This window comes from Limnobacter sp. (assembly GCF_964228395.1).
Taxonomy (GTDB): Bacteria; Pseudomonadota; Gammaproteobacteria; order Burkholderiales; family Burkholderiaceae_B; genus Limnobacter.
This window is the reverse complement of record NZ_CAXQZX010000163.1, coordinates 1-13,147: the sequence shown is the minus strand read 5'-3', so window position 1 is coordinate 13,147 and position 13,147 is coordinate 1. Positions and strand designations below refer to the sequence as shown.

The window sequence follows — 13,147 nt, the reverse complement described above, 5'->3', positions numbered from 1 at the left end:
CGGCATGGAGGAGGTCATCGAGAACATCGTGGCTTACTTCCGCCATGCCGCGCAGGGTCTGGAAGAGCGCAAGCAGGTCCTCTATCTGTTGGGCCCCGTGGGCAGCGCCAAGTCATCCCTGGCCGAGCGCCTGAAAGCACTCATGGAGCAAATGCCCATTTATGCACTCAAGGGTTCCCCAGTCAATGAGTCCCCTTTGGGCCTGTTCGACCCTGCGCAGTTTGGCGCTTCACTGGAGGACAAATATGGCATTCCCAAGCGCTACCTGACTGGCATTGCCAGCCCATGGGCCACCAAGCGTCTGGCCGAGTTTGGCGGCGATTTGCGCAAGTTCCGCGTGGTGCGCCTCATGCCCTCAACGCTTAACCAAGTGGCCATTGCCAAAACCGAGCCCGGCGACGAAAACAACCAAGACATCTCGGCTTTGGTGGGCAAAGTGGACATTCGCATGCTGAACCAGTTCAGCCAAGACGACCCGGATGCTTACAGCTTCAGCGGAGGCTTGTGCCTGGCCAACCAGGGCTTGCTTGAGTTCGTGGAAATGTTCAAGGCGCCCATCAAAATGCTGCACCCCTTGCTTACAGCCACCCAAGAGCGAAACTTCAAAGGCACTGAGGGCTTTGGCTCCATTCCCTTCGATGGCATTATTTTGGCCCACAGCAACGAGTCCGAATGGCAGCAGTTTCGCAACAACAAAACCAACGAGGCTTTCCTGGACCGCGTGTACATCGTGAAAGTGCCTTATTGCCTGCGTGTGTCTGAAGAAGTCAAGATTTACGAAAAACTGCTGGAACATTCCTCACTCAAAACTGCGCCTTGTGCCCCGGGCACGCTCAACATGATGGCGCAGTTCAGTGTGCTCACCCGGCTTAAAGAACCAGCCAACAGCAATCTGTTCAGCAAAATGCGCGTGTACGACGGCGAAAACCTCAAAGACGTGGATCCCCACGCCAAGCCGATTCAAGAGTACCGCGACCAGGCCGGGCCCGACGAGGGCATGCAGGGCTCATCCACCCGTTGGGCTTACAAAGTGTTGTCCAAGGTGTTTAACTTTGATCACCAGGAAGTGGCGGCCAACCCTGTGCACTTGTTGTACGTGCTTGAGCAGCAGGTCATCAAAGACAACCTGCCCGAGGAGCAAACCCGCAAGTACCTGGATTTCGTGAAAAGCTACCTCACACCCAAATACGCCGAATTTGTGGCCAAAGAAATCCAGACTGCTTACCTGGAAAGCTACAGCGAGTACGGTCAAAACCTCTTTGAGCGCTACATTCAGTTTGCCGACAAGTGGATACAGAACGAAGAGTTCCGTGACCCCGCGACCGGCCAAATCTTCGATCGGGACTCCCTGAACGAAGAGCTCAACCGCATCGAAAAACCAGCGGGCATTGCCAACCCCAAAGACTTCCGAAACGAAGTGGTCAACTTTGTATTGCGGGCACAGGCGGGCAATGCGGGCACCATGCCTTCCTGGACCAGCTACGAAAAGCTGCGCGAAGTGATCGAGCGAAGCATGTTCAGCAAGACCGAGGACCTGCTGCCCGTGATCTCCTTTGATGCCAAGGGGTCACGAGAAAACCAGGACAAGCACGACAATTTCGTGGCTCGCATGGTGGCCAAGGGCTACACCGAGAAACAAGTGCGCTTGCTGGTTGAGTGGCATTTGCGGGTGAAAAAGGCGTCGTAATTCAAGCGTGCCAAGGCACGCATGCCCAAAGGGGGGCTGTCGAGGCCTCCCGGCGGGCAAAAGGAGTGGTTCATGGGCGATTCAACCATCATTGATCGCAGGCTGAACGGCAAAAACAGAAGTTTGCCAAACCGCGAACGTTTCATTCGCCGCTACAAATCACAGCTTAAAAAGGCGGTGTCCGATGTGGCGGGCGAGTCTTCCATTTCTGACATCAGTCAGGACGGGCGAGTCAAAGTACGCATTCCCACCCGCGAGGTGTCTGAGCCCACTTTTGAGTACGGGCAAGGCGGCGACCGCGAAATCGTTGTGCCTGGCAACAAAGACTTTGTGCCGGGTGATCGCATTCCGCGGCCCAGCGGCGGAGAGGGGCAGGGTGGTGGTGGCAAGCCGGGCAAGGGTGAGGGTGAAGACGCCTTCACATTCGTGCTGTCTCGGGAAGAGTTCTTGAATCTTTATTTCGACGACCTGGAACTGCCCGAGCTACTCAAACGCGAGATCTCTTCGGTCAAGCGCATGAAAAGCCGCAACGCCGGGTATTCGCGATCGGGCGCACCCACCTCGCTGTCTGTGATGCGCACCATGAAGGCGTCTCTCATGCGCCGTGTCGCTCTTGAGCCCAAAGAAGACGAAGACGAAGAAGACGATCAAAAACCGGGCCAACTCGACTTGCTGGGTGAAGAGCGCAAAAAGCCTTACGTACCCTTTTTGGATGAAGTGGACCTGCGTTACCGCCACCGGGTGGTCTACCCCGAGCCTTCTACCAATGCGGTCATGTTTTGCCTGATGGATGTGTCCGCATCCATGGATGAGGCCAAAAAAGACCTGGCCAAGCGCTTTTACACCCTGTTGTACTTGTTCCTGACCCGCAAATATGAGGAAGTGAAGCTCGTCTTTATTCGCCACACCGACGAGGCCGAGGAGGTCAGCGAGGAAGACTTTTTCTACGGCAAAAAAAGCGGCGGCACCGAGATTATGCCCGCCATGGAGCTGATGCATCACATCATCGAGACCCGTTACCCGGGCAGCGCCTGGAATGTCTACGTGGCCCAGGCCTCCGATGGCGATGCCACCTCGCGCGACGCGCGGGCCAGCGCCGAATACCTGTCTTCCAAGATCATGCCGCATGTGCGTTACTACGCTTATGTTGAAACCATGCCCACACCGATGTTTGGCATGGCGCGAGCCTCCGATTTGTGGGAGAGTTTTGAGCGCCTTGAAGACAGCCATACCAACCATTTCGCCATGAGAAAGCTATTCAACAGGCGCGACATTTACCCGGTGTTCCGGGGCTTGTTCGAAAGAAAAGAAGTCGCCTTCGGGCGTTAAAGGATTTGCAAATGGGCAAACGACTGGATGCACAAGGCAATGAATGGACCTTCGACCTGCTTCGCGAAATCGACGAGCAGGTGCACGACATTGCCGCCAACACCTACAAGCTGGACACCTTCCCCAATCAAATTGAGGTCATCAGTGCCGAGCAAATGCTGGACGCCTACTCCAGCGGCGCCATGCCGGTGATGTATCCCCACTGGAGCTTTGGCAAGTCCTTTTCGGTGAACGAACACCTCTACGAAACCGGTCAACAAAACCTGGCCTACGAGGTGGTCATCAATTCCAACCCGTGCATCTCTTACCTCATGGAAGAGAACACCATGACCATGCAGACCCTGGTGATTGCCCACGCCTGTTATGGCCACAATTCTTTCTTCAAAGGCAATTACCTCTTCCGCCAGTGGACCCAGGCCGACGCCATCATCGACTACCTGGTGTTTGCCAAAAAGTACGTCATGGAATGCGAAGAAAAATACGGCTTTGACGCTGTAGAAGAAATTTTGGATGCTGCGCACGCCATTCAGCATTTTGGTGTGGACCGTTACAAACGCCGATACGAATCCGAGGCCTCAGTCAAAGCTCGCCGCAACGATCTGGCTGAAGAAAAGCGCCGTCAGTATGATGAAATCATGGCCAAAGTATCGCCCCTTGAGGCTGCACAAATCGAGCGCAAGCAAGACAATTACCCCCGTGAACCTGTTGAAAACCTGCTGTATTTCATCGAAAAAGAAGCGCCAAAATTGCGCGACTGGGAACGTGAACTGGTGCGCATTGTTCGCAAAATGTCTCAGTACTTTTATCCACAGGGGCAAACCAAGGTGATGAATGAAGGGTGGGCGAGCTTTTGGCACTACACCCTGTTGAATACCCTGTACGAGGAAAAACTGGTGTCCGATGGCTTCATGCTTGAGTTTTTAACCTCGCACACCAATGTGGTGTTTCAACCCGATTCCCGGGATGGGCGCTTTCGCGCTTTGAATCCCTATGCCTTGGGATTTGCCATTTTCAACGACATTCGCCGCATGTGCGAAAAACCCACCGAAGAGGACCGCCGTTGGTTCCCCGACCTCGCTGGATCCGGCAATTGGTTAAAAGCCATTGACTTTGCCATGCGCAACTTCAAAGACGAATCCTTTATTCGTCAATTCATGTCACCCAAAGTGATTCGGGATTTCCGCCTGTTCGCCATTGCGGACCACAAGGCCGAAGACGCGATGTTCATTGACTGCATTCACAATGATGAAGGTTACAAGCGCATTCGCACCCTGCTGGCCAATCAGTATGCCCGCGAAAACATGGTGCCCGACATTCAGGTCACATCGTATGCGCGAATGACTGATCGCTCTCTCACGCTCACCCACATGAGCCGCCGTGGTCGTCCCTTGAATGAGGGCGAGGCTGAAAAAACCCTGGCCCATGTGGAGCGTTTGTGGGGCTTCCCCGTGCACCTAGAAACATCCGATGTCCATTGAGGTGGCTGGGGGCCGCTTGGGCAAATTAGATCTGTCTGGCTCCGTGGCGCCTCAGCCCATGCCTTTGCCCGACATGCCAGCCACGGTGTGGGCCAATCCCAATGTCCTGCGATCCCGTTTCCACAAAGAAGCCTTGAGGTTTTTTGATTGCGAGGCGGTGTTGCCTGTCACCGGCATTGAAAGTGGCATCTCTGGCTTGGCACGTTTGTTTCAAACCTGGTATGGCAGCATGCGTGTGGTGCTGGCCGAGCCCAGTTTCGACCAGTGGGACAAACGCTTCAGACGCGCCAGCCATGTGGTGCTGGACTGGCCCGCCGAGCTTATTCTGGAGGGAGAGATTCCCGATTGTGATGTGGTCGTGCTCGGGCGACCGGTGAACCCAACCGGCCAAATGAGTACGCTTACCCAAATTCAGCCCCTTGCACAACGGCTTCGGGAGCAGGGTGGGTGGCTCATTCTGGACGAGGCCTATCTGGATTGGACGGGTGAGTCTTCCTACACAGGTCACATCAAAGAATGCCCTGCCATTGTGTTGCGCTCAGTCGCCCCGTTTCTTGGCTTGGCCGGGGCCAATTTGGCTTTTGTGTGTGCACCGCAGGCTGTTTGCACGGCCTTGCTCAATGAGGTTGGCACTCAAGCGGTGTCGTCGCCGCAGTGGTGGCTGGCTTTGCAGTATTTTGCCGCCACAGACTGGCGCCAGCAGCAAATCGGTTTGCTGAAAGCGCAGCTTCAGCGCCTATCCCAACTATGGCAGCAGCATTCCGAGTGGGGCGACACCGAATGCAAATTGGGGGGGTATTTTGTTTGTTTTGCTCATCCCAAGGGTGAACAGTGGGCCGCCAAGCTGGAAGCCATGGGAATCTTGGTGCGGTATTACCCCATCGAAGAGCCCATGGTGCGCTGTGGCTTGCCCAGGAATGAGAACGAATGGCTGCGCTTGGCCGATGCCATTGCGGCTTTGTGAATTAACCTCGCAACACGTCCTCGGCACCCCTTGGGGTGGGCTTGGAAGACACCAGCAGGGTTTTAGACAATCGGTCTTGGGGAAACTGACCGTGTTTGTCGAACCAAGAGTAGATAAACCCCACGCCTGTGAGCGTAAACGGCCAGCAAAGCAGATAGCGAATTACCAGCTGCCACCAGGCGGCGCGTCCCCCATTCTCGGTGACCAGCCGAATGTGCCAGGTTTTCATGGCCAGGGTTTGACCCCCATGGCGCCAAAACCACACAAAATAAAGGCCCAGCACAAAAAACAGCCACCACTGCCGCTCGTTGCGAAGGTACAGGGCGTGTTTGCTCTGGGTAAGGGTGTCAAACATGTAGCCAGCGATAAACAGCACGCCAAAAAGCAGCATGCTTTCGTACAGCATGCAAGCTAGGCGGCGTTTGCGGCTCGGGCTAATCAGCCCATTGGGCATTATTCGTTCCATGGCGCAATTTTAACCACATCGCCATCGAGCGAGGACCAAGGTCTGCAAGTAACCGTATTAATCGCGACCAGGTTTACCGTGTTTGGCCTTGAATTCATCCCGTTTTTGGGGATCCAAAGATTGATAGCTGTTCCAGCTTGAGTTGCGCTCGCCCTGGCGCTTTTCTTGAAGGGCCTTGTAGTTTTCACGGGCTGCGGCTTTCTCTTTGGGGCTCAAGCCTGCCCAGCTTTCTACCCGCTCACGCATGATGGCCTGCTTGTCGGCTGGTTCAGACTCATACTTGCGGCCCACCTTCAACCAGCGCTCTTGCTGCACATCGCTCATGCTGTCCCAATCATCTTGCAAAGGGGCGAGCAATTCCTGTTGCTTGGGCGACAGGGCACGCCAAGGCGTGTCAGCCAAAGCGGCTTGTGTTTGCACCAACAGTACAAACAGCATCCCCAAGTTGAGCATCGCTGAATAAAGCCGTGCAATCATGGTGCCATCCTCAAATGGACGTACTCGCGTCCGGTAGAGCGTCGAGCCATTGGTCTATGTTCTCGTCAGCAGGCATTTGGTTTTTCTTTTGTAATTCGCGGGCGTAGTTCACAAACCCAGGGTCGAGGTAGGCATCTGGGGGCAAGTCATCGGCCAAAATAGCCGCATCCAGATCGGCCATGGCCGACACCTTCGCGTCGTGGTCTTCCAGACCAAACTGTGCAACGCCCAAGGCAGCCACTGCCACAAAACACGCACTAACCGCCATAGACAGAGCTGGGCGATTAAACCAATTCATGAATTGCTCAAACAAACTGACCGGCAATGCTTTTACAACGGCTGGCCGACTTGCTTGGAGGGGGGGCGAATGGGTATTGGTCTGGCTGTGTTTTTGGGCATGCGTTTGGGTGGCTTTAAAAATGGCTTGGTCCAAGCGAGACTGCACGTGAGCGGGCAACTTAGTCGCCGACTCATCCAGTAGCCTTTTTACAACAATTGCCGTTAGACGATCGTCGTTCATACCTTGAACCCCTGTTGCCTCAATACGTTTGCCAATGCCTTGGTGGCCCGCGAGCAGTGCGTTTTTACGCTGCCCTCCGAGCATCCCATGATTTCCGCGGTCTCTGCCAAATCCATCTCTTCCCAGTAACGCAGAATAAAGGCTTGGCGTTGACGTTCCGGTAAATTTTCAATGGCCTCCTGAATGGCTGCCATGTTTTGCGACTGTTCCAGCTCGTCCTGCGCACTGGCATTCAGGTTGTCGTCCTGAGCCAGCAGGTTTTCCAGCACATCGTAGTCTTCTTCGTCCTTCTTTTGGAAGCTCGAAAACAGGGTGGTCCAGGTGTTGCGCACCTTCTGACGGCGATGGAAGTCCAGAATGGTGTTTTGAAGAATGCGTGTAAAGAGCATGGGCAGCTCTTCCTTGGGCTTGTCGCCGTATTTGTCAGACAGTTTCATCATGCTGTCTTGGACCAGGTCGAGCGCCGATTCCTCGTTTTTAACCGCAAACAAAGCCTGCCTGAATGCCCTGGGCGACACCTCCTTTAAAAATTCCTCTAGTTCTCGCGTGGTGGCCATGGTCTGAATATCGAGGGTGGGGTGGAGGGCAAACGGGCGTTGCGGTTTTTAACAAACCGCCATCATAGCAAAGCCCAGCGGTTTTTTCTTGACCATCGCACGCTTAAGTAATATCCTCGCGGTCTACCCTAATTTTGTCTCTAGTCGGCCAACATACCCTTGTTGTTTTGGCGAAAGACGCGCTAGGGCGCTGAAACCGTGTTTCAGAAGCCCATGGCCAACCTGCTCGACACAATCGAGTCGCGATCGCCAGCGCTTTGTGACATGTCCACACCCACAAGGTTGTTCATTTCAAAAAAGCCTGAGCCCCACGGCAACGCGATCCAGGAAGGCATCCGACCAATGTCCCGTGGATTTTTGTCAGGATTTTTTAAAAATGGAATACACCGGCGCGGAAATCGTTGTCAAATGTTTAGAAGAAGAGGGTGTTAAGCACGTATTTGGTTACCCAGGTGGTGCCGTGCTGTACATCTACGATGCCATTTTCAAGCAAGATGGCTTTGAGCACATTTTGGTGCGTCACGAACAGGCTGCAGTGCACGCCGCTGATGCATACTCCCGTTCTAGTGACAAAGTGGGCGTTTGCCTGGTCACTTCAGGCCCAGGTCTTACCAATGCGGTCACTGGCATTGCCACTGCCTACATGGACTCCATCCCCATGGTGATCATCTCTGGCCAGGTGCCCACGCACGCCATTGGTCAAGATGCTTTCCAGGAATGCGACACTGTGGGCATTACTCGCCCTTGCGTGAAGCACAACTTTTTGGTCAAAGATGTCAAAGATCTGGCCCGCACCATGAAAGAGGCGTTTTATATCGCCCGCACAGGTCGCCCCGGGCCGGTTTTGGTCGACATTCCCAAAGACATCACCATCCACAAAACGACCTTCGATTATAGCGAGCCAGTCAAGCTGCGCTCCTACAACCCTGTGGTCAAAGGCCACCAGGGGCAAATCAAAAAAGCTGTGCAAATGATCCTCGAGGCAGAGCGCCCCATGATCTACACTGGCGGTGGCGTCATTCTTGGCGACGCATCGGCGGAATTGCATCGTTTGGTCGAATGGATGGGTGCCCCCATCACCAACACCCTCATGGGCTTGGGTGCCTTTAAAGCCACCGACAAAAAATTCGTCGGCATGCCTGGCATGCACGGCACCTACGAAGCCAACCTGGCCATGCAAAATTGCGATGTGCTGATCGCGATTGGCGCGCGTTTTGATGATCGGGTGATCGGCAACCCCAAAGATTTCGCGTCCATTCCTCGCAAAATCATCCACATCGACATCGACCCCTCCTCAATTTCCAAGCGAGTCAAGGTGGATGTGCCCATTGTGGGCAACATCAAAGATGTGCTGGTTGACCTGCTTCAGTTGCTGGACGAAAGCGGCCAGCGTATGAACCAAGGCAAACTGCAAGCCTGGTGGGAGCAGGTGGAAAAGTGGCGCAGCCGCAAATGCCTGGACTACGCCAAATCCGACGAGTTGATCAAGCCTCAGTTTGTGGTTGAAAAGCTGTGGGAAGTCACTGGCGGTGATGCGTTCATCACCTCGGACGTGGGCCAACACCAAATGTGGGCCGCCCAATACTACAAGTTTGACAAACCACGCCGTTGGATCAACTCCGGTGGTTTGGGTACCATGGGTGTGGGGCTGCCTTACGCCATGGGTGTACAAATGGCCAACCCCGACGCCCTGGTGGCTTGTATCACTGGCGAAGCCTCCATCCAGATGAACATCCAGGAGCTGTCGACCTGTTTCCAGTATCATTTCACGCCAAAAATCGTGAACCTGAACAACCGCTACCTCGGCATGGTTCGCCAGTGGCAGCAACTGGACTACGGCTCACGCTACTCCGAAAGTTACATGGATGCCTTGCCCGAATTTGTGAAGCTATGCGAGGCCTACGGTCACGTGGGCATGCAAATCACCAAGCCTGGCGACGTGGAGCCTGCACTGCGTGAGGCCTTTGGCAAATACAAAGACCGCCTGGTGTTCCTTGATTTCATCACCGATCGCACCGAAAACGTGTGGCCCATGGTGAAAGCCGGCAAGGGCTTGACCGAGATGCTCTTGGGCTCTGAAGAACTCTAATCGGGAGACCGCAAATATGAAACACATTATTTCCGTTCTCCTGGAGAACGCACCTGGAGCCTTGTCCCGCGTGGTTGGTTTGTTTTCAGCCCGTGGCTACAACATTGAAACCTTGACGGTGGCGCCCACCGAAGACCCCACGCTGTCTCGCATGACCATCGTGACGGTGGGTTCCGACGACATCATTGAGCAAATTACCAAACACCTCAACCGCCTCATTGAGGTGGTGAAAGTGGTGGACCTCAGTGATGGTCCGCATATTGAGCGCGAGCTGATGCTGGTAAAATTGCGCGCAGTGGGCAAAGAGCGGGAAGAGATCAAGCGCACCGCTGACATTTTCCGCGGTCGCATCATCGATGTGACCGAGAAAAGCTACACCATCGAACTCACGGGCAACCAATCCAAGCTGGATGCATTCCTGGAAGCCATCGACCGCACCGCCATTCTGGAAACTGTCCGAACAGGCAGCTCCGGTATTGGTCGCGGCGAGCGCATTCTGCGTCTGTAAACACCTCTGGCCAACCGAACAACCCTTTCAATCGCAAGGAATACAACATGAAAGTCTATTACGACAAAGACGCTGATCTGTCCCTCATTCAAAAGAAGAAAGTATCCATCATTGGCTACGGTTCTCAAGGCCATGCCCACGCACAAAACCTGCGCGACTCTGGTGTAGAAGTCACCGTGGGCCTGCGCAAGGGTGGTGCTTCCTGGTCCAAGGCCGAAGGTGCTGGCCTCAAGGTCAAAGAAGTAGCCGACGCCGTGAAAGAGGCCGACGTGGTCATGATCCTGTTGCCCGATGAAAACATCCCCGATGTGTACAACAAAGAAGTAGCCCCCAACATCAAAGCGGGTGCAGCATTGGCCTTTGCCCATGGCTTTAACGTGCATTACAACCAGGTGGTGCCCCGCGCCGACATCGACGTCATCATGATCGCTCCCAAGGGCCCAGGCCACACTGTGCGCTCCGAATACCTCAAGGGTGGCGGCGTGCCCTCCCTGATCGCCATTTACCAGGACACAACCGGCAACGCCCACGACATCGCGCTGGCTTATGCCGCTGCCAACGGTGGCACCAAGGGTGGTGTGATCGAGACCAACTTCCGCGAAGAAACTGAAACCGACTTGTTCGGTGAGCAGGCGGTGCTGTGTGGTGGCGCCGTTGAGCTGGTTAAGGCTGGTTTCGAGACTCTGGTTGAAGCGGGTTACGCCCCTGAAATGGCTTACTTTGAGTGCCTGCACGAGTTGAAGCTCATTGTTGACCTGATGTACGAAGGCGGCATTGCCAACATGAACTACTCGATCTCGAATAACGCGGAGTATGGTGAGTACGTAACCGGTCCCCGTGTGATCGGCGACGAAGCACGCAAGGCGATGAAAGAGTGCCTGGCCAATATTCAAAATGGCGAATACGCCAAGCGCTTTATTCTGGAAGGCAAGACCAACTACCCAGAAATGACCGCCCGCCGCCGCTTGAATGCAGCGCACCCCATCGAACAAGTGGGTGGTCAGTTGCGCGCCATGATGCCTTGGATCTCCAAGAACAAGCTGGTTGATCAGTCCAAAAACTGATCGCTCAGCTTCAATTTTGGCTTAGCTTCCAAAAACCCCGGTGTAAAAACATCGGGGTTTTTTTTGGCTGTGCTCTAGAGCGTTGACCTTACATTCTTCCGCCTGAAAACACACAACCGCTTCCCGCGGGTCCGGTTTTGCCTTATAAAATCGAAGTCGGAATCATTCACTATAAAAAACCATGAACTATCCCCATCCCATCATCGCCCGCGAAGGCTGGCCATTTTTGGCCATCGTCGGTGTACTTGCCCTGGCGCTACAGTCTTTCGGCCTGACCTTCCTGTCCGTGCTGGCCTGGATCCTTTTTGTATTCGTATTGCAGTTTTTCCGCGATCCCCCTCGCTATATCCCCACGCAAAAGAATGCTGTGGTTTCGCCCGCCGACGGTCGCATCGTGGCCGTGGAGCGCACCCAAGATCCCTATGCACAACGTGAAGCGCTAAAAATTTCTGTGTTCATGAATGTGTTTAACGTGCACTCCAACCGCATCCCCATCGGCGGTGAGGTCAAGTCGGTCGAGTATTTTCCAGGTTTGTTTGTGAATGCTGACCTCGACAAAGCCAGCACGCAGAACGAACGCAACGCGGTGGTCATTCACACCGAAAGCGGAGCCACCGTCACCGCCGTGCAGGTGGCAGGCTTAATTGCTCGCCGTATTTTGTGCTACGTCAAACCCAGCGAGGCTGTTGAAAAAGGCCAGCGCTATGGCTTTATTCGGTTCGGGTCCCGCGTAGACGTCTACCTGCCCACCGACAGCGTCCCCAAAGTGGCCATTGGAGACAAGGTGTCGGCTTCCTCTACCATTTTGGCCGAATTGGTTGCTTAAGCCCATGCGATTCAAGCGCAACAAAAATCGCTTTGGTGCACCCCGCCGTTTAATTGCGGGTGCGCCGCGCCCGGCTGGAACCCCACACCGCGGTGTGTACCTGCTGCCCAATTTGTTCACGACGGCGGCTTTGTTTGCGGGCTTTTACGGCATTGTGCAAGCCATGGGCCAAAACTTCACCACCGCTGCTGTTGCCATTTTTGCAGCCATGGTGCTCGACAGCCTCGATGGTCGCGTGGCTCGCATGACCAACACGCAAAGCGCATTTGGCGCAGAATATGACAGCCTGGCCGACATGGTCAGCTTTGGCGCTGCACCTGCGCTGATCATCTACGAATGGTCGCTCAGTGGCATGGGCAAATGGGGTTGGGTGGCGGCTTTTGTCTACCTGGCGGGTGCCGCGTTGCGCTTGGCCCGCTTTAACACCAATGCTGCTGTGGTCGACAAGGCATGGTTCCAGGGCTTGCCTAGCCCGGCGGCTGCGGCGTTGGTCACCGGGTTTGTGTGGGTCATGGACGATGCAAAGCTGGCTGGCGCTGAATTAAACTGGCTGGCTTGGGCCATCACCTTTTACGCTGGGGTGACCATGGTGTCCTCTGTGCCGTTCTTCAGCGGCAAAGATTTCCACTTCCGTCGCAGTGTGCCTTTCCTGGTTTTGGCGCTGATTCCCCTGGTGTTTGCCCTGGTTTCCCAAGACCCGCCCAAGGTTCTATTTGGTGTTTTCGTGCTGTATGGCCTGTCCGGTTACGTGGTGTATGTGGTTAAACGCGTGAAAGGGCAGGGCTTGCGGGGCATGGATATCGAGCGGGACAAGCATTTCTAACTGGCGTTTCGGTTGACTGCGCAGCTTTTGGGTGCAGGGTTGGCACAAGTCGCTGGGCTTGGGATTGGCCCTTCGGATTGCTGTGCTTAGCGTTTTGGTGCCGGGTAGGCACAGGCCACTGGGCCTGGGATCAGCCCGTATCTCCCTTCTTGACCCTTCCGAGGGGGCATGCAAGGCGAAAATGTCGCCATTGCATCCGATGCGGTTTCCCGCCAAGCCGGGGCTTGGCGGGGAAACACGCCTCGGCCCCTCGGCGTGGGCCAAACCGGGCGGGCTGCCCTGAATCGGCCTGCGCGGCCTGTGCCACCTCAGCCCCTTCGCTTGCCCAGAAGCCAGCAGGGGCCATTGCCCCTGCAGCG

15 protein-coding genes are annotated in these 13,147 nt (G+C 55.0%); 10 read left to right on the top strand and 5 right to left on the bottom strand.

The features are described 5' to 3' along the window. From ACEQU8_RS13915 to ACEQU8_RS13900, 4 genes are all read left to right on the top strand, one after another. A partial coding sequence (locus ACEQU8_RS13915; protein WP_370264397.1) for a PrkA family serine protein kinase occupies positions 1-1,687 on the top strand: 1,687 nt, incomplete at its 5' end. A 72-nt stretch (positions 1,688-1,759) separates the two neighbouring features. Continuing rightward, positions 1,760-3,016, top strand: a complete 1,257-nt coding sequence (locus tag ACEQU8_RS13910) for a YeaH/YhbH family protein (protein ID WP_370264396.1) — start codon at positions 1,760-1,762, stop codon at positions 3,014-3,016. 11 nt (positions 3,017-3,027) lie between these two features. Then, positions 3,028-4,494 (top strand): SpoVR family protein, encoded by a 1,467-nt coding sequence (locus ACEQU8_RS13905; protein ID WP_370264395.1) that lies wholly within the window; start codon positions 3,028-3,030, stop codon positions 4,492-4,494. Continuing rightward, positions 4,484-5,458: an aminotransferase class I/II-fold pyridoxal phosphate-dependent enzyme gene (locus tag ACEQU8_RS13900; protein ID WP_370264393.1), complete on the top strand. Its 975-nt coding sequence runs from the start codon at positions 4,484-4,486 to the stop codon at positions 5,456-5,458. The genes ACEQU8_RS13905 and ACEQU8_RS13900 overlap by 11 nt, the downstream gene beginning before the upstream one ends. A 1-nt stretch (position 5,459) precedes the next feature. Here the strand turns inward: ACEQU8_RS13900 and ACEQU8_RS13895 are convergent, their stop codons facing one another. From ACEQU8_RS13895 to ACEQU8_RS13875, 5 genes are all read right to left on the bottom strand, one after another. Next, positions 5,460-5,924 (bottom strand): RDD family protein, encoded by a 465-nt coding sequence (locus ACEQU8_RS13895; protein WP_370264392.1) that lies wholly within the window; start codon positions 5,922-5,924, stop codon positions 5,460-5,462. Positions 5,925-5,981: 57 nt separating this feature from the next. Next, complete coding sequence (locus ACEQU8_RS13890) at positions 5,982-6,401, bottom strand: DUF3106 domain-containing protein (protein WP_370264391.1); 420 nt, start codon at positions 6,399-6,401, stop codon at positions 5,982-5,984. A gap of 10 nt (positions 6,402-6,411) precedes the next feature. Continuing rightward, the gene (locus tag ACEQU8_RS13885; protein ID WP_370264390.1) at positions 6,412-6,921 is read right to left on the bottom strand and encodes a DUF3619 family protein; all 510 of its coding nucleotides are present in this window, start codon (positions 6,919-6,921) and stop codon (positions 6,412-6,414) included. Beyond that, the gene (locus ACEQU8_RS13880) at positions 6,918-7,478 is read right to left on the bottom strand and encodes an RNA polymerase sigma factor (RefSeq protein ID WP_370264389.1); all 561 of its coding nucleotides are present in this window, start codon (positions 7,476-7,478) and stop codon (positions 6,918-6,920) included. The genes ACEQU8_RS13885 and ACEQU8_RS13880 overlap by 4 nt, the downstream gene beginning before the upstream one ends. Positions 7,479-7,681: 203 nt before the next feature. After that, complete coding sequence (locus tag ACEQU8_RS13875) at positions 7,682-7,813, bottom strand: hypothetical protein (RefSeq protein ID WP_370264387.1); 132 nt, start codon at positions 7,811-7,813, stop codon at positions 7,682-7,684. A gap of 41 nt (positions 7,814-7,854) precedes the next feature. Between ACEQU8_RS13875 and ACEQU8_RS13870 the strand changes: the two genes are divergently transcribed. From ACEQU8_RS13870 to ACEQU8_RS13845, 6 genes are all read left to right on the top strand, one after another. Beyond that, positions 7,855-9,567, top strand: a complete 1,713-nt coding sequence (locus ACEQU8_RS13870; protein ID WP_370264386.1) for an acetolactate synthase 3 catalytic subunit — start codon at positions 7,855-7,857, stop codon at positions 9,565-9,567. 16 nt (positions 9,568-9,583) lie between these two features. Continuing rightward, positions 9,584-10,075, top strand: a complete 492-nt coding sequence (gene ilvN, locus ACEQU8_RS13865; RefSeq protein WP_370264385.1) for an acetolactate synthase small subunit — start codon at positions 9,584-9,586, stop codon at positions 10,073-10,075. A gap of 47 nt (positions 10,076-10,122) precedes the next feature. Then, positions 10,123-11,139 carry a ketol-acid reductoisomerase gene (ilvC, locus tag ACEQU8_RS13860; protein WP_370264383.1) on the top strand — a complete coding sequence of 339 codons (1,017 nt, stop codon included), beginning with the start codon at positions 10,123-10,125 and terminating at the stop codon, positions 11,137-11,139. Between the two features lie 181 nt (positions 11,140-11,320). Further along, positions 11,321-11,965 carry a phosphatidylserine decarboxylase gene (locus tag ACEQU8_RS13855; RefSeq protein ID WP_370264382.1) on the top strand — a complete coding sequence of 215 codons (645 nt, stop codon included), beginning with the start codon at positions 11,321-11,323 and terminating at the stop codon, positions 11,963-11,965. A gap of 4 nt (positions 11,966-11,969) precedes the next feature. Further along, positions 11,970-12,788 (top strand): CDP-diacylglycerol--serine O-phosphatidyltransferase, encoded by an 819-nt coding sequence (gene pssA, locus ACEQU8_RS13850; protein WP_370264381.1) that lies wholly within the window; start codon positions 11,970-11,972, stop codon positions 12,786-12,788. 168 nt (positions 12,789-12,956) lie between these two features. Then, a partial coding sequence (locus ACEQU8_RS13845) for a hypothetical protein (protein ID WP_370264380.1) occupies positions 12,957-13,147 on the top strand: 191 nt, incomplete at its 3' end.